Raw genomic sequence first — 16,294 nt, forward strand, 5'->3', positions numbered from 1 at the left:
ACGATGCCGTCACCCATCACCACCGTCACTATGGAGCCTTCCATGAACGAACGCCGCTATGTCGTCTACTACCGTGTCAGCACCCAGAAGCAGTCCCGTTCCGGATTGGGGCTGGAAGCTCAGCGGCAAGCCGTCAACGACTACCTGGCGCAGTATGGCGGTCAGGTGATCGCCGAATTCCAGGAGGTGGAATCAGGCAAGCGTGCCGATCGCCCCCGGTTCCATGAGGCTGCCGACTACGCCGAGCTGGCCAATGCCACCTTGCTGGTCGCCAAGCTCGATCGCCTCAGTCGTGACCTGCACTTCATCACCGGCCTGCAGAAGCGCGGTATCCGCTTCACCCTCTGCGACCTGCCGGACGTGGATCAGCTGACCATCCATATCCTTGCTGCGATGGCCCAGCACGAAGCCCGAATGATCAGCCAGCGCACCAAGCACGCCCTTCAGGCCGCCAAGGCCCGGGGGGCAAAGCTGGGTAACCCCGAGCTAGACGCCATACGCCATCACGACCTTGCCATCGCCAATCACCAACGGTCCCAGGCCCAGGCACAGTGGAAGCAGCGTATCCAGAGGGTCATTCAGCATCTGGAGGAGCAGGAGGGTCTACACAGTGGGGTCGCCATCGCCGAGGCACTCAACCGAAGGGGACTGACCACCTATCAGGGGAGGCCGTTCACCAGTGCCACGATCAGCAGGTTGAGGCAGTGATGGCGAGAAAGCGGCCAATAGGCATCATACTTTGGTCGTATAAATAAGGTGCTGGGTAGGCGCCCCTGCAAGGTTCAGTTAAGTATTCTTCCGACTTCTGGCTGGCTTTTAGCCAAGGGAGAACTGGATAAACGCCCTAAGGCGATAATCCCAGGCAAAAAAGGGGATTTCTCGGACTAGTTAAAAAATTCGTTTTTATTTCAGTGTGTTAGAGGTTATAGGTTTAATGAGTGTCAGTTAGTTGAACAAGAGAACCTAGAGAGAAAACGCCACTTGAACGGTCTCTCAGTTGTGCTAATTTCTGTGACCCAGGCCGGCGATGCCGGTGCCAGTGACCAACGACACGAACGATTAAATGCCCAGCTCCAAGACGACGAACGCCGCTGATACGAACTGATTCTGGCCAGCTGTTGTGGCCACTGAAGGCGCCTGATACTGATTTTTCCCGTCCATGAGCAGAATATTGAGGAGGCTAACGATGATGAATTTTACTAGCAAGCTGTCTAAGCGTCTGGCCCGTATCGCTTGGCCTGGGGGAGCCCCGAAAGGGGAGTCACAAACCTCAGATCAAGGAGCTATCGCTCATGTCTGTTACCGATCTACCTCGCTGCAAGGCGAAGCACGTTGAACAATACCATTCAGCCTTCACCGCGTCAGGTGATGGCCTTCCCCCCGTGGAAGTCTACGAAGATATCGCCGGTCACCCACGGTATCTTGACGATCCTGCCCCTAAGGACCTTGGTACCGAGGGCGTAACCGAAACTCCTGTGCAGCCCTCCCGCACCGCTATTGGAAGTGCGGTGTGCAATTTCATCGGTGACGTTTTGGTTCGTTTTGGCCATCAGCAACCTGGGATAGGGGCAAGGACGCTGTGGATGTCGCAGATCACTCAGATGATGGCGGCAAATCAGGGGCGTGTTGTCACACAATCACCGATTTTTGGCCCTTTTCATCCAGCACTAGGCTTCCTATCTCTCTCACTAATCGACCCGGAATATCAGATATCTCTGGGTTACTATCCCTCTGATTTTTCAGCTGAAGATGGTTTGATCGCGAACAGCCAGTTACTGGCGATCTTCACCAATCGCCAAGTCGATATGGGGCGCAGGCTATCTGTCATGCGGCATGACCTCGGCAGTTGTAGCCCCATCATGCTAGTCAAGCACCACGGCCGTCAGGGCGAACGAGTGCTCCAGTACACGCCGGCCTCTAGGGTAGGAATTGATGGGGCCAACCCAGACTACCCCCTTCTTATGGGAGAGGCTAAGGTCCTCGCCAGTATTCTCCGTCCCGAGCTGATATCGCTGATGCAAAGAGTCATTAGCCGCTGGTCCAACAGGCCGGTGGATGCGCGCAACGCGGATGCCCATGATGGGATTATTTGGCTCTGGCTCGTAGCCGATGAGCTGGGTCTGTCATCGTCCCAGTTCGATGAGGTCAATTGGACGATGCATCGATCTGCTCGGTATATCGGTCAGTCCCAGGATCTCCTGATCCGTACCTGAACTCAAAAACAACCAGTAGTTCAGGGGGCTCAATAGCCCCCTGATAGACCGCTACGTCCTGAAAAAAATTCGGTGAAAAAATGAACAACGCAAACGACAACCAGATCGAAAATCAGACTGATGCTTCCACTCCTAAGCTGCTGAAAAAGCCCGGTAAAAAGAAGGCGAGCCCGGAGGTCCAGCAACGTCTGGACAACATGCGTCGCCCGCACAAAGCCAGCAAGGTATGTTCCCCCAGGGCAGCAGATAAGAAGGCAGGGGAGGGGCCCGCTGCGCCTAAGCCTGCCCAGCAGCCCAGCAGGAAGGGTAGCCCTGTCGGCAAGAAGAAGGAGTCAGATCCTCCCTTCGACATGAAGGTGCAGCAGCTCCTCGAAGAAGGTGGCTTCCTGGCCCAAGATGAAGCATCGAACCAGACTCTCGTGGTGAGGCAGCCAGGGAACCCCATTGCCAAGCCGGTCGATAGCCAAGATATGGCCAACCAGCTATTCGTTGACCTGACCGAAATGGGCGAAGACGTCTCTCCCGAAGCGATCGATAAGGCACTTGCCATCATCAAGACCAAGGTGAAGCACTTCGGCAAGAAGGCGCGTGTGTACTGTACCGTCGGCTATGGCGAGCACCGACTGAAACGTGTCGTCGATCTTCGACATGAAGATGGCGCGCTGGCAGTCCTCGAAAATGGCCAGGTACGCATCGCCTATGACGGTGAGAAGTCTGTCATGCTCAGGCGCCCTGGGATGGCAGCTTTCCCCATGCCGGCTAATGAGCCAGACCCTGAGCTGGATGGGCTGAATCCGCTGGTCGATCTGATCAATGCGCCAGAGGAGGAGAAGTACCTCCTACTTGCCTGGATGGCCTTTGTTTTGTCACACCCCCTCGACCCTATGGTGTCCCAGGTGTTCCTAGTGCTGCTGGGCGGTCAAGGGTCGGGCAAAAGCGCGTTCTGTAAGTGGGTGCTGCGCAAGTTCGTCGACCCCAGCAAGATGAGCGTGATGGCGCTGCCGCGCAACATCGATGACCTGGCGGTAGCCGCGAGCTATACCTACATGCCCATCATCGACAATGTTCGCAACCTGTCTCGTGCCTACAGTGACCGTTTCTGCAAGATGTCCACCGGGGGGGAGGTGCTGAAGCGCAAGCTTTACACCGATGGCGACCCCCACGTGTCGACGCTGCAGACCTGCCTGGTGATCAATGGCATTGTCAACCCGGTGACAGAGCCGGATCTCAGCAGCCGCTGCCTGTTCGTGCATCTTGAAGCCCTGGATGCCGACCGGCGCATGAGCGAAACCGGCATGGACGACTATCTCACCGAGCATGAAGGTACGATTTTCCGGGCACTGCTGGAGCTGGCCGCTCAGGCGCTCAATGTCGTAGATAGTGTTGAGCCCCAACGCCCCCTGCGGATGCTGGAGTTCTCCCGCTGGCTGGCCGCTTGCGAGCAGGTCATGGGCCTCGATGCGGGTTACCTCGAAGACGCCTACGCCAACAATCAGGCGAGCGCCTACGAATCCTCGATCGGGGAGCAACCGCTGGCCAATGGCCTCTATAACTTCGCTCTGCTCTACTGTGTCGATCAACCGTGGGTAGGGACCTGTGGGGAGCTCCTGCCGCTACTGGAAGAGCTGGTCTCGGATCGGGATATCCGCGCTCACTTCCATCAATGGCCGCACAACCCGGAGTCCCTGGGACGACGCTTCACGCAGCATGCTGCCTCACTGGATGCCCTTGGGGTCAAGCTGGAGCGCCTACCACGTAGCCGGACTCGTCAGGTGAAAATCTCTCTCAAAGACGATTACCCACGTCTTGCTGAGCTAGCGCAAGCCTAACCCGCCTGGAGGGGCTGTGGGTCATCCGCAGCCCCCTTATCCCGTTGTCATCATGCCGATCAGCTCGCCCCCTGCGTCAGGTCGTCGGGTGTCGACGGTTACCGCCGAGACATTCTTTATATCGCGTCACCAACGGCCAGGAGGAGATATGCCTGTCGTCAACCTTACCGCCAATGTTATCAAGCGCCTGCACTGCCCAGAAGGGAAGCGTCGTATCGAATATTGCGACCGCCAGTCCCCGGGGTTCTATGTGGAGGTCAGGCGCACCACCCCCGGCAAGGGCACCTACTATCTGCGTCACACCACGGAACAGAAGAAGAACCAGCACTTCAAATTGGGTACTACGACCGAGATTTCTCTGTCTCAGGCCCGGAAGAAGGCAAAGACCTTGCGTGCCGAGCTGGTCATGGAGAAAACGCCTCAGAAGGCCCAAAAATCGACCAAGGCAGTACCGACAATCAAGGCGTTCGTCGAGGAGAAGTACTTGGACTACATCAAGACCCGCAAGCGGTCTTGGAAAACCGACTACACCCACCTACGCAGCAGGGTGATTCCCGCCTTCGGTGACAAGCGCCTGGACGAGGTCTCCCATGCCGACGTGGCGCAGTTCCACAACCGGATGCGTAACGAGGGGAGGGCACCGGCTACCTGTGATCGTCAGCTGATGATCATTCGGGCCCTCTATGCCGTGGCCATGGAGTGGGAACTGGTCGATAGCAACCCAGCCAAGTCCGTCAAGCTGTTCAAGGAGGACAACAAGCGGGAGCGCTATCTGGATGAGGCGGAGACCAAGCGACTGCTGGACGTGCTGCTGAAGGATAGGAATCGACCAGTGTGCTGTATCGTGCTGTTCCTGCTCAGTACTGGCGCGAGGGTAGGGGAAGCTCTCAAGGCCAAGTGGTCAGATATTGACCTCACCAAGCAAACATGGCGGATACCGGTCAGCAACGCCAAGAGCAAGAAGGAGCGGATCGTACCGCTGAATACCTCAGCACTACAGGTACTCGTAGAGGCAAGGAGGGAGTGCGGTGGTCAGGAGTGGATATTTGTCAGCCCCAAGACCCAAGCCCCCTTCAAGTCGATCACGCTGGTCTGGCACCGGCTACGGGACAAGGCTGGGTTACCTGACTTCCGCCTGCATGATTGCCGTCATACCTACGCTTCCAAGCTGGTGGGGGCAGGGCGCTCGTTGTACGAGGTGCAGCAGATTCTTGGGCATAGCAATCCCAAGGTCACGGAACGCTACGCTCACCTGTCCCAGGATTCCCTGCTGAGTGCTGCGTCGAGTGCCAACTGGACCTATGAGAGTGACGACGACAACCATGGGGAGGGTAGCGACAACAACGTGGGTGACAGTACCGAGGAAGACGACGCACCGATAACCTCTCGCGTCCGCAAGGCCAGCTGACCGATCGAAGATCAGAGGGGCTTTCAATACTGAGAAAATAGTGCAGCTGAGTATTATTGCTATTTTGAGGGATTGGAAACCCTATGACTGAGGGTAGGGAAGCCTGGCTGCGTCGCTGCCTCCTATCATAAGGCGATAGCCGGATATTCCATGGGCCCCGCTGCGGGCCCTATTTTGGGGCCCTTGTGGCCTTTTTTGATGTTGGGGCAGGGCGTTGTCATAACTTAGTTGATAAATGGAGGGAACTGATCAATATGGCATTGATGATCTTTGATAAATATGATAATTAATTTGGCATGTGGTAAATTATTTTTTGGAATCGATTTTATCTTTGCGACGTGAGGTTGTGTATGGATCAGGCTAATCAGTTTAAAAAATGGTCTCTGTCTTTCTCTGGGTGTGATGGTGGCGATATCGGTAGTCAAGATAGTCCGTCTACTTGGGTATCTGGAATTGAGTGGGGAGGAGGGCATTCGCCTGAATCACTGATAGGTCATATGTCGGATGTTGAGATGGATCCTCCTTCTGGCTATGCAGGTTGGGAGAATAATCTAGCCTATATATTCAATTGGCAGGTGATGAAACTCCTTTCGGCAATTTCAGGGAGAAAGGTGGAGGAGTACAAAGAGTATGCTGAGGAAATTCAGCCATTTACGAAAGGAAGTTCTGGTTTTTTCAAAATGAACCTTTACCCAATAGCGTTTAAGGATACGAGTGAGAAGCGCTGGGAGCGCGATTTTTCTACTATCACTGGATTTGACTCGAAGCAGGGTTATGTTGATTGGTGTAGAAGGTATAGGCTGCCTATGATTCGCTCATGGTCAGAAGCTTACAGACCAAAGCTGATCATCTGCCTGGGGAAGTCGTATATTGAAGACTATGCCAAGGCTTTTGCCTGTGATGTAGGGGCCTTCGAGAAGTTGAGGATTGATGATAGAGATTTATCATGGCAGATAAATGAGTTTGGTTCGCTAGTGGCTGTGGTTCCGTTCATGGTGAATAGTAACGGCTTGGTGAAGAATGCGTCTATTCAGAAGTTTGGTGAAAAGATGTCTGAATTGATGTGACGTTTTGATGTGTTTCTTGGGCCATGTCTGGTGTGTGAAATCGCCTCTCTGGTAGATGACTGGCATACCTGACGACACCCGACGACCTGACGCTGGGGCTCTCGGTCCTCGACTGTCTCCCGATGGTAGGGGGAAGGTAACGTTGCTGCACCGGCTGATGGATTGGCAGTAGTGGTTCATTGCCCTTCACACAACGTGAGCACTCGCTTCGGTCCTGTTTCGGTCAGTCAGCGGTCGATGGGATTGGCTCCCTTCTCCAGATTCCAGAGGATAAGTCGGCGTGTGGCCGTTTACTTCGGTCATGCGTCGGTCAGCGCTCTCCGGTCCAGTGGTAGTCGTAAAAATCCTTTGAAATCATCTTGGTAATGAGGTTTTTTGAAGTTCTGCGAGGCTCAGCTACTGCACCTTCTGCTTCCGCTGGGCGCAGTTCGTCGGCGACAAGGAGCTCAAGTTCGCCTCCAGCGAGGCGGGGTCGCTGCACCGCTACCTGGCCGAGCACACCGAGGTCACCGACCTGCTGATGACCGGTGGCGACCCCATGGTGATGAAGGCCAAGCACCTGCGCCAGTACCTGGAGGGGCTGATGGCCCCGGAGCTGGACCACGTCCAGGACATCCGCATCGGCACCAAGAGCCTGACCTTCTGGCCCTATCGCTTCGTCACCGACCCCGACGCCGAGGATGTGCTTGAGCTGTTTCGCGAGTTGACCGCCGCCGGCAAGCACGTCGCCTTCATGGCGCACTTCAACCACTGGAAGGAGATGGACACCCCCATCTGCCGCGAGGCGATCCGTCGCATCCGCGCCACCGGGGCCGAGATTCGCACCCAGGCGCCGCTGCTCAAGCACATCAACGACGATGCCGACCAGTGGGCCCGCATGTGGACCACCCAGGTGCGGCTGGGGATGATTCCCTACTACATGTTCGTCGAGCGCGACACCGGCGCCCGCCACTACTTCGAGGTGCCTCTGGTGCGTGCCTGGGAAATCTACCGCGAGGCGATGAAGCAGGTGCCGGGCCTGGCGCGTACCGCCCGCGGGCCGTCGATGTCCGCCGATCCCGGCAAGGTGGAGATTCAGGGTGTGGCCGAGATCCACGGCGAGAAGGTCTTCGTGCTGCGCTTCATCCAAGGACGCGACAGCGACTGGGTGCAGCGGCCCTTCTTTGCCAAGTACGACGAGGAAGCCACCTGGCTCAACCACCTCGAACCGGCGCTTGGGGAAAGCGAGTTCTTCTATGAGGCCGAGTTCGCGGCCATGAAGGACGAGAAACAGGCGCTGATCATGAAGGCGTCGTAGCGCTTCACTGGGTGGCTGGCAGCCGTATAGCCCCGCCCATGTCGGCCGCCTCGGGCAGATGCCGCGACAGGCGGTAGCGGGGAGGGTCGACCTTCTCGTCGGGCCAGCGTTAAAAATTAACGCACACTAAACGTTAAGGGGGGCTAACATTAGAGGTGATGAAAAAGACCCCAACAAGCTGATGTTTTTTCGCTAAAGTAGGGGGGAGCGGTAGCAACCGCCAGCCAGCCATTCGGCTGTCAGGGACCTTGCTTCAGCAACGTCAGCTTGCCAATAACATCAAGAGGTGTGTTCATGAAACGCCATGTATTTTCTGCGGCTGCCTTCTCCGGGGCTCTACTGGGTGCTGCCCTGGTCTCATCGCCGGCCGTCGCTCAGGATCGCTTCATTACCATCGGTACCGGTGGCCAGACCGGGGTCTACTATGTGGTGGGACAGTCAGTCTGCCGCATGGTCAACCGCGGCAGCGACGATCACAACATCCGCTGCAACGCCCCGTCGACGGGCGGTTCAGTGGCCAACGTCAACGGCATGAAGGCCGGTGATCTGGATATGGGTGTCGTTCAGTCCGACGTTCAGTATCGCGCCTATCATGGCGAGGCCAATTTTGAATCCGACGGCGCCTGGGAAGACATGCGCTCGGTCTTCACCATGCATGGTGAGCCGTTGACCGTGGTAGCACGTGCCGATTCCGGCATCGAGCATTTCAGCGATTTCCCGGGCAAGCGTGTCAATATCGGCAACCCCGGCTCCGGGCAGCGCAACACCATGAACGTGGTGATGGATGTCATGGGCTGGGATACCGATACCTTCTCGCTGGCCTCCCAGCTGGATGCCGCCGAGCAGGCCGCGGCGCTCTCGGACAACAACATCGACGCCATGGTCTATGTGGTGGGGCATCCCAACGGCTCCATCCAGGAAGCCACCACCACGATCGATGCGCGTATCGTCCCGGTCACCGGCGACGAGATCGACGGACTGATCGAAGAGTACCCCTACTACACCCGCTCCGTGATTCCGGGCGGGCTCTATCGCGGCAATGACGAGGATGTCGAAACCTTCGGCGTGGCAGCGACCTTCGTGAGCTCCACCGACGTGGACGAAGATGTCATCTACGAGACCGTCAAGGCGGTATTCGAGAACTTCGATCGCTTCACGCGCTTGCATCCGGCATTCGAGAACCTCAACGAGGAGGACATGATCTCCGATGGCCTGACGGCGCCACTGCATGACGGTGCGGCTCGCTACTACCGCGAGCGTGGCTGGATCGAGTAAACGATTGGTCGAGGGCCCCGCCCTCCAGTGAAGGATGCGCGGACACCCCGAGGGGAGTCCGCGCATCTGTTTCAAGGATTGCTTTCTATAGGATTACCGCACCGTGATGACGGTTCAGAAACTGGGAACTGCACGTCAATCGACAGTGGGTAGGGCGACTTATGACTGACAAAAACAATACCTCTCGAGCGTCTGATGTCGACCTTGAGGATATGGTTGCCTCGAGTGATTCAGGAGCGCGGAAGCCGGCAGGGGTGCCGGGCAAGCTGCTGGTCAGCATTGCGGCGGCCTGGTCGCTGTTTCAGCTGTGGATTGCCTCGCCGTTGCCTTACATGTTTCGCTTCGGGGTTTTCAACGCCACCGAGTCGCGTTCGATTCACCTGGCTTTTGCACTTTTTCTGGCCTTCATGGCCTACCCGGCGCTGAAGCGATCACCGCGCGATCGCATTCCGATTCAGGACTGGGTGCTGGCGGCTGTTGCAGCCTTCTGCGGTGCCTATATCTTTCTCTTCTATGCCGAACTCGCCGAGCGCCCTGGAGCACCCATTACCCAGGACGTGATCGTCGGTGTGGTCGGTATCCTGATGCTGCTGGAAGCGACACGCCGAGCCCTGGGGCCACCGCTGATGATCGTGGCCACGGTCTTCATTCTCTATTCCCTGTTCGGCCCCTATATGCCGGGCATTCTTGCTCACCGCGGCGTTACCTTCCAGAGCCTGGTCAATCATCAGTGGCTTACCACTCAGGGGGTCTTCGGTATTGCCCTGGGGGTGTCGACCAGCTTCGTCTTCCTGTTCGTGCTGTTCGGTGCCCTGCTCGACAAGGCGGGCGCCGGTAACTATTTCATCAAGGTGGCGTTCTCTCTGCTGGGCCACTACAAGGGTGGGCCGGCCAAGGCGGCGGTAGTGGCGTCAGGCATGACCGGGCTGATTTCCGGTTCGTCGATTGCCAACGTGGTCACTACCGGTACCTTCACCATTCCCATGATGAAGCGGGTGGGCTTTTCTCCGGAGAAGGCAGGCGCTGTCGAGGTGGCGTCCTCGGTCAATGGCCAGATCATGCCGCCCGTGATGGGTGCGGCGGCCTTCCTGATGGTCGAGTATGTCGGTATTTCCTATGTCGATGTTATCAAGCACGCTTTCCTGCCGGCCCTGATCTCCTATATCGCACTGGTTTATATCGTCCACCTGGAGGCGCTCAAGGCCAATATGCAGGGCTTGCCCACAAGCAATCCGGCGCGGCCTTTCCTCAACAAGATGATCGGCTTCCTGACCGGCCTGCTCCTGTTGATGGCGCTCTCCTTTGCGGTCTATTACGGCCTGGGGTGGCTCAAGCCGGTGCTCGGCGACGCAACTCCCTGGGTGATCGCAGTAGGGCTGGCAGTCGTCTATGTCTTTCTGCTCAAGCTTGGGGCGCAGTATCCCGAGCTCAAGCTCGACGACCCCAATTCCCCGGTCCTCACTCTCCCCCAGACGCGTCCCACGGTCATGGTCGGCCTGCATTACATTCTGCCGGTGATCGTGCTGGTGTGGTGTCTGATGGTCGAACGCTTGTCGCCGGGGCTGTCGGCTTTCTGGGCCACAGTGTTCATGATCTTCATCATCCTCACCCAGCGCCCAATCATTGCTGTCTTCCGTCAGCGAGGAAAGTTCGCCGAGGATATCAAGGAAGGCTTCATGGACCTGTGGGACGGCCTGGTAACCGGTGCTCGCAACATGATCGGAATCGGTATCGCCACTGCGGCGGCGGGGATCATCGTGGGCGCGGTATCCCAGACGGGGGTTGGACTGGTGCTGGCCGATGTGGTGGAGATTCTCTCCATGGGCAACCTGATGCTGATCCTGTTGCTGACCGCGGTGCTCAGCCTGATCCTTGGCATGGGGTTGCCCACCACAGCCAACTACATCGTGGTGTCTGCGCTGTTGGCGCCGGTGATCGTGACACTGGGGCAGCAGAATGGCCTCATCGTGCCGCTGATTGCCGTGCACCTGTTTGTCTTTTACTTCGGGATCATGGCCGATGTGACGCCACCGGTTGGCCTGGCGTCGTTTGCGGCAGCGGCGGTCTCGGGTGGAGATCCGCTGCGCACCGGTTTTCAGGCCTTCTATTACAGCCTTCGCACCGCGGCGCTGCCGTTCCTGTTCATCTTCAATACCGACCTGTTGTTGATCGATGTCGGCTGGGTGCAGGGGATCGTGATATTCATCATCGCGACCATTGCGATGTTGATCTTTGCCGCAGGCACCCAAGGCTTCATGATCGCCCGCAATCGTTGGTACGAGAGCATCCTGATGCTGCTGGTGGCCTTCACGCTGTTCCGCCCTGGGTTCTGGATGGACATGGTTCACGACCCCTACCAGTCTGTTCCCCCGGCCGAGTTTGCCCAGGCGCTGGGCGAGGTCGATGATGGCAGTCAGCTTCGGGTGCAAATCGCCGGCGAGGATGCCTTCGGCGACCCCTTGGTCACCTATATCCTGGTGCCGGTGCCTCGCGGTGAAACCGCCGAGGAGCGCATGCAAGAGCTCGGCATGGAGCTGTGGATCGAGGGGGATCAGGCCACGGTTGATTTTGTTGAATTCGGCAGCCTGGCCGCGGATCTCGGTTTTGACTTCGACCAGGAAATCATCGAGGTGTCGGCTCCGGTGGATCGCTGGGCGAAAGAGTGGATGTGGGTTCCGGGTTTCCTGGTGTTTGGCCTGGTGGTGCTGCTGCAGCGGCGTCGGCGTAATCAGCAGCCGACGACAACGGCCACTGCCTGAAGGAGATGATCATGTACAGCAAGATCCTGTTGTCAGTGGACCTCAACGAGGAGAGCTCCTGGGTCAGAGCCTTGCCAGCGGCGGTCACCCTGTGTCGCACTTTTGATGCATCGCTGCATGTGGTAACGGTGCTGCCGGACTACCGCATGCCCCTGGTCGGCTCCTATTTCCCCAAGGACTTCGCCAAGAAGGCCCACGAGGCCATATCGGAGGCACAGCACAGGTTCATTCAGGAGCACGTGCCGGACGACATCAAAGTGCAGTCGGTGATCGCCGACGGCTCGCCCTGGGAGGCCATCGTCAAGACGGCGAAGAAGCTCGAGGTGGACCTGATCGTCATGGCATCCCACAACAAGCGCAAGTTCGCCGACTATGTGCTCGGCCCCAATGCCGAGCACGTGGTCCATCACTCGAAGGTGTCGGTGATGATCGTGCGTTGATGACGAAGTCAGCAAGGAGCCACCCAGAACGCCCCGGCCGAGCAATCGGCCGGGGCGTTCTGGGTTCTGGAAGCGGGACTAAGCTTGCCTCTGGCGGTCAACCGGCCTTGATAGACGCTTCGTGCGTGGCGGAGGCGCCGGTATCGTCCTGCCATTCGAAGACCGCTTCACCTTCCTCCTCGGGGCTAAGGTAGAACAGCAGGTACGGGCTGGCGGAAATCGACTGGTGGAGTTCGGCCTCGAAGGCGGTTGAGCCGTTCAGCCTGACGGTGAAGCGCTCGACGATATGCCGCGGCACGATCTCGCCGTTGGTATCTTCACGCAGGCCGGTCTCCATGGGGTGATTGATCAGCGTACGAACCGCTTCCGGCTGGCCCGGGGTAAAGCTGGAGGGGATGCTGACCCTGGGGTTGGACAGCGGCTCCGGCTGGTCGCCGCCATTGCGCATCAGGCAGCCGCTGACGGTGATGCGAACCTCCCGCGCCGTCGCGAAGCGCTCGCCCTGGTGGCTGGTGGCGATGGCGATTACCTGCTGGGTTTCGTTGAGCCTGACCCGCGTGGATATCTCGGCCTTGCCGCTCAGGGGGGTGAGGTGGAAGGTCGCGATTTCCGGCGAGGGATTGGCGGTCGCGAAGAGGTCGATGCGTGAGATGTGGTCATCGTCAGCGAGTTCACCGTCGAAACCGACCGTGAGCGCGACCGAGGCGCCGTCTTCCGAGACATGGGGCAGGTCGAGTACCAGTCCCTGGGTGCTGGGCTCGGTATCGCCCAGGACGCTGCGAGCGGCCTCCAGGCGCTGCCACGGCCCCTCTGCCAGGGCGGGTGTGGCCAGGCCGGCCAGGCTGATAGCGGCCACCGCAGCGGCAATGCCGCGCAGCAGACGGCGGCGGGCGGCATCGTAATGAGCAGGACGGGCAACGTGCATGGTTTCCTCCGATGAGCGATCAATTCTTGGACAGTGCCAGTGGGCCGACGATCCCCAACCGGGCACCGGCTCCGATGCCTGCCAGGGCGGCAAAGGCGGTCAACGCCAGCGTCGACAGCCCGGACAGGCCCTGGCCGATGGAGCAGCCCAGCGCCATGACACCGCCGATGCCCATCAAGGTGCCTCCCGCCATGCTGCGCAACATCTGCCCGGGCCCGTCGAAAGCCCGCAGGGTAAAGTCACGCCGCAGCAGAGCCATGGCAAGGGCGCCCACGATGACGCCACCCACGACGCTGACGCCGAAGCCGAGTCGGGTACCGGTGGAAAGCATCAGGTACTGCAGTGATTCACCGATGGGGGCGATGAAGGTCAGACTTGCCAGGCGGACCGGTTCGAAGTCGTCATGACCGAGTACGCCGGTGGCGTACCAGCCTGCCGGAACCAGCAGGCCAATGATGAGGCCCCCCAACCAATCCCTGGGCGAGGCACGAAACGCTGCATTGGAGAACGCCCAGGCGAGCAGAGCGCCACCGAGTACCAGTGCCGTGAACCAGGCGGGGGCGCCGATTGCCCCTGGCAGGTCATGGGTGGGCAGGGCCAGTGTGGTCATGCCTTCCAGCCAGATCCGCAGCGGCGCCAGTACGCCGGAAAGCGCCATGTAGGCGGCCAGGCCGAGGCATGTCAGGACAACGAAACTGCGCAGATTGCCGCTGCCCAGTAGCACCAGGGCGCGGGCACCGCAGCCGTTGGCCAGGGCCATACCATAGCCGAACAGGGCGCCGCCCAGAGGGATGGCAAGCCAGGAGGGGGCCGGGTTTGCGTAGAGCGAGTCCTCCAGTGACACCAGCCCGGCCACAGCCAATGTCTGGCTGCCCAGCAGCGCCACAGCCATGGCCAGGACAAAGCCGCGCAGCTTGCGGGTGTCGCCCAGGGCCCAGCAATTGGCAAGGCCGCGCAGCAGGCAGAATCCGGTGGCCTGGCCGGTTGCGCCGAAAACCAGGCCGATCAGTACAGCCGACCAGACGACCAGCTCGGTATGGCTCATGCAGAGAGAGTCCTTGTCGCAATGCCGTGCATGTGTCCGGTCACGTCCAGGTGGCCCTGTTCAGGTGACCCGGCCGCCGAGGGGCGTGCCCCAGGTATCCTGGCAGATGGCGTTGTACCAGCCGACGGCATATTCGGCTTCCAGGGCGCGGGTGTCCTCGGAGGCATCGGCCGGACTCAGGCCACCGGCCCCCTCCACCTCGGCAATCACACCGTCCTGTACTCGATAGACACCGGCCACCGAGATGCCGTACTCCGGCCCGACCAGGCTGTAGCAGGTATTGGTCCAGTAGGCCTCAGGCGCCGGACGCGACTCCAGGGACGCGGCAATGGCGGCGGCCACGACCTTGGCCTGGGCGTTGGCACAGAAACCCGACTTGGGCATCGGTGCCGCCACCGTGGCGTCGCCCACCACATAGATGTCATCGACCTGACGGGACTCGAAGGTCTCGGGTTTCACCGGCACCCAGCCGGAGTCGTCGGTGACGCCGGCACGCTCGGCGATCCAGCCGGCCTTCTGGGGCGGAATGACGTTGAGCACGTCGGCGCGATGCACGGTGCCGAATTCGGTCTCGACTTCGAGCCTGTCGGCATCGACGCGGGTCACTCTGCCGTCGTTCGACAGTCCCACCCACTCGATGCGGTCACCGTAGAGTTGCTCCCATCCGGCGGTGAACAGCCCCTGCTTGGAGAAATTGTCCTTGGCGTCGAGGATCAGGACCTTCGACTTCGGCTTGTACTGTGCCAGGTAGTTGGCCACCAGGCTGGCGCGCTCATAGGGGCCGGGCGGGCAGCGGAAGGGGTTGTCCGGTGCCACCATGACGAAGGTGCCGCCATCGTCCATGGCTTCGAGCTGGCTGCGCAGCAGTTCGGTCTGGGCACCGGCCTTCCAGGCGTGGGGGGCCTTCTCGGCGGCCTCCTCGTCGTAGCCCTCCAGCGCATTCCAGCGCATGTCGACGCCGGGGGAGAGGACCAGGCGGTCGTAGTCGAGTTCGCGGCCGGTGGAGAGGGTTACCTTGTGGGCCTCGGCGTCCACGTCTTCGGCCATGGCATGGATCACGCGCACGCCGTAACGCTCTTCCAGTTCATTGTAGCCATGGGCGATGGCGTCCATCTCCCGCAGCCCGCCCAGGTGCAGGTTGCTGAACGGACAGGTATAGAAGGTCTCGTTCGGCTCTACCAGGATCACCTCGATGGCCGGGTTGGCCCGCTTGAGATACTTGGCGGCCGTGGCACCACCGAAGCCGCCACCGACCACGATGACGCGCCCGGCATGCTGGCCGCCGATGGCGAAGGGTGCGCTGCCCACCAAGGGCAGCAGGGATGCGGCAGCGATGCCCTTGATCAACTGACGGCGGGTCAGGCTGTTGCGGATGTGACGATGGTTCATGTTGCGCCCCCTCATTCTTCCGGCTCGTTATCGTTTTCCAGATCGATGCCGGCAAAGTGCCGGGCGAGTGCCTCGAGCTCGGCATCCGTGAAGCCCTTGGCGATCCGGTCCATTATCGTGGTTTCACCGTTCTCCTCGTGCTTGAAGTCGAGGAGACGCGAGGACAGGACATCGGCGGGGCGCCCGGCAATCGTCGGTACGCTGCCGGCCAGCCGGCCTTCGGTGCCATGGCAGTTGGCGCAGCTGCCTGCCATTACCTCGAGCTGAGCATCGGAAAAGGTCTCTTCGGCCTGGGCGGTCATGGGAAGGCCTACCAGCAGCAGGCTCACCAGTGGCAGGGATGCAATAGGGAAAACCCGTTTCATCGTCAGGCTCCTGATCGGAGTTCTTGTCGGAAGTCGTGCCAAAGGAACATATTACTGTGGACCGGACGCCACCAGAAGGAACGCTTTGGCATTCCGTTATGCCCATATGAAAAGCATGGTTAGAGGCTTATGCCTTTTTGTGATCGTCGATAAAAACGGGAGCCGTTTGGGAAAAATTGGACTTTACGTTGATTGGCCCGAGGCGCACTCTTGTGCCAGGTCAACTACATTAACGCTGTAGAAAGACAACAAGACGCCTCCCGGTCACCCAACCGGAACGGC

13 protein-coding genes are annotated in these 16,294 nt (G+C 59.4%); 9 read left to right on the forward strand and 4 right to left on the reverse strand.

Features of this window, described 5'->3' with window-relative positions:
• Window positions 1-3 precede the first annotated feature (3 nt).
• The 9 genes from DU505_RS00610 (at window position 4) to DU505_RS00655 (ending at window position 12,288) form a co-directional block, all read left to right on the forward strand.
• Window positions 4-708, forward strand: a complete 705-nt coding sequence (locus DU505_RS00610; RefSeq protein ID WP_220250276.1) for a recombinase family protein — start codon at window positions 4-6, stop codon at window positions 706-708.
• A 584-nt stretch (window positions 709-1,292) separates the two neighbouring features.
• Window positions 1,293-2,213 (forward strand): hypothetical protein, encoded by a 921-nt coding sequence (locus DU505_RS00620; protein WP_147273032.1) that lies wholly within the window; start codon window positions 1,293-1,295, stop codon window positions 2,211-2,213.
• Between the two features lie 80 nt (window positions 2,214-2,293).
• The gene (locus DU505_RS00625; RefSeq protein WP_147273033.1) at window positions 2,294-4,042 is read left to right on the forward strand and encodes a hypothetical protein; all 1,749 of its coding nucleotides are present in this window, start codon (window positions 2,294-2,296) and stop codon (window positions 4,040-4,042) included.
• 148 nt (window positions 4,043-4,190) lie between these two features.
• Complete coding sequence (locus DU505_RS00630; protein ID WP_181872688.1) at window positions 4,191-5,450, forward strand: tyrosine-type recombinase/integrase; 1,260 nt, start codon at window positions 4,191-4,193, stop codon at window positions 5,448-5,450.
• 350 nt (window positions 5,451-5,800) lie between these two features.
• The gene (locus DU505_RS00635) at window positions 5,801-6,517 is read left to right on the forward strand and encodes a hypothetical protein (RefSeq protein WP_147273034.1); all 717 of its coding nucleotides are present in this window, start codon (window positions 5,801-5,803) and stop codon (window positions 6,515-6,517) included.
• A 520-nt stretch (window positions 6,518-7,037) separates the two neighbouring features.
• Window positions 7,038-7,814, forward strand: a complete 777-nt coding sequence (locus DU505_RS00640) for a KamA family radical SAM protein (RefSeq protein WP_340148229.1) — start codon at window positions 7,038-7,040, stop codon at window positions 7,812-7,814.
• A gap of 294 nt (window positions 7,815-8,108) precedes the next feature.
• Window positions 8,109-9,089 (forward strand): TAXI family TRAP transporter solute-binding subunit, encoded by a 981-nt coding sequence (locus tag DU505_RS00645; protein WP_114477070.1) that lies wholly within the window; start codon window positions 8,109-8,111, stop codon window positions 9,087-9,089.
• 161 nt (window positions 9,090-9,250) lie between these two features.
• Entirely contained in the window at window positions 9,251-11,848 is a 2,598-nt protein-coding gene (locus DU505_RS00650) for a TRAP transporter permease (RefSeq protein ID WP_114477071.1), read from the forward strand.
• An 11-nt stretch (window positions 11,849-11,859) separates the two neighbouring features.
• Complete coding sequence (locus DU505_RS00655; RefSeq protein WP_114477072.1) at window positions 11,860-12,288, forward strand: universal stress protein; 429 nt, start codon at window positions 11,860-11,862, stop codon at window positions 12,286-12,288.
• A gap of 97 nt (window positions 12,289-12,385) precedes the next feature.
• On the opposite strand, the gene soxZ is transcribed toward DU505_RS00655, so the two are convergent.
• Genes soxZ through DU505_RS00675 form a run of 4 tightly spaced genes read right to left on the reverse strand, consistent with a single transcriptional unit; the run spans window position 12,386 to window position 16,012 of the window.
• Complete coding sequence (soxZ, locus tag DU505_RS00660) at window positions 12,386-13,213, reverse strand: thiosulfate oxidation carrier complex protein SoxZ (protein ID WP_114477073.1); 828 nt, start codon at window positions 13,211-13,213, stop codon at window positions 12,386-12,388.
• A 19-nt stretch (window positions 13,214-13,232) separates the two neighbouring features.
• Complete coding sequence (locus DU505_RS00665) at window positions 13,233-14,258, reverse strand: YeeE/YedE family protein (protein WP_114477074.1); 1,026 nt, start codon at window positions 14,256-14,258, stop codon at window positions 13,233-13,235.
• 60 nt (window positions 14,259-14,318) lie between these two features.
• The gene (locus DU505_RS00670; protein ID WP_114477436.1) at window positions 14,319-15,647 is read right to left on the reverse strand and encodes an NAD(P)/FAD-dependent oxidoreductase; all 1,329 of its coding nucleotides are present in this window, start codon (window positions 15,645-15,647) and stop codon (window positions 14,319-14,321) included.
• Window positions 15,648-15,658: 11 nt separating this feature from the next.
• Entirely contained in the window at window positions 15,659-16,012 is a 354-nt protein-coding gene (locus tag DU505_RS00675) for a c-type cytochrome (protein WP_114477075.1), read from the reverse strand.
• Window positions 16,013-16,294: the final 282 nt, after the last annotated feature.

It is taken from the genome of Billgrantia montanilacus (genome assembly GCF_003336675.1).
GTDB lineage: Bacteria > Pseudomonadota > Gammaproteobacteria > Pseudomonadales > Halomonadaceae > Halomonas > Halomonas montanilacus.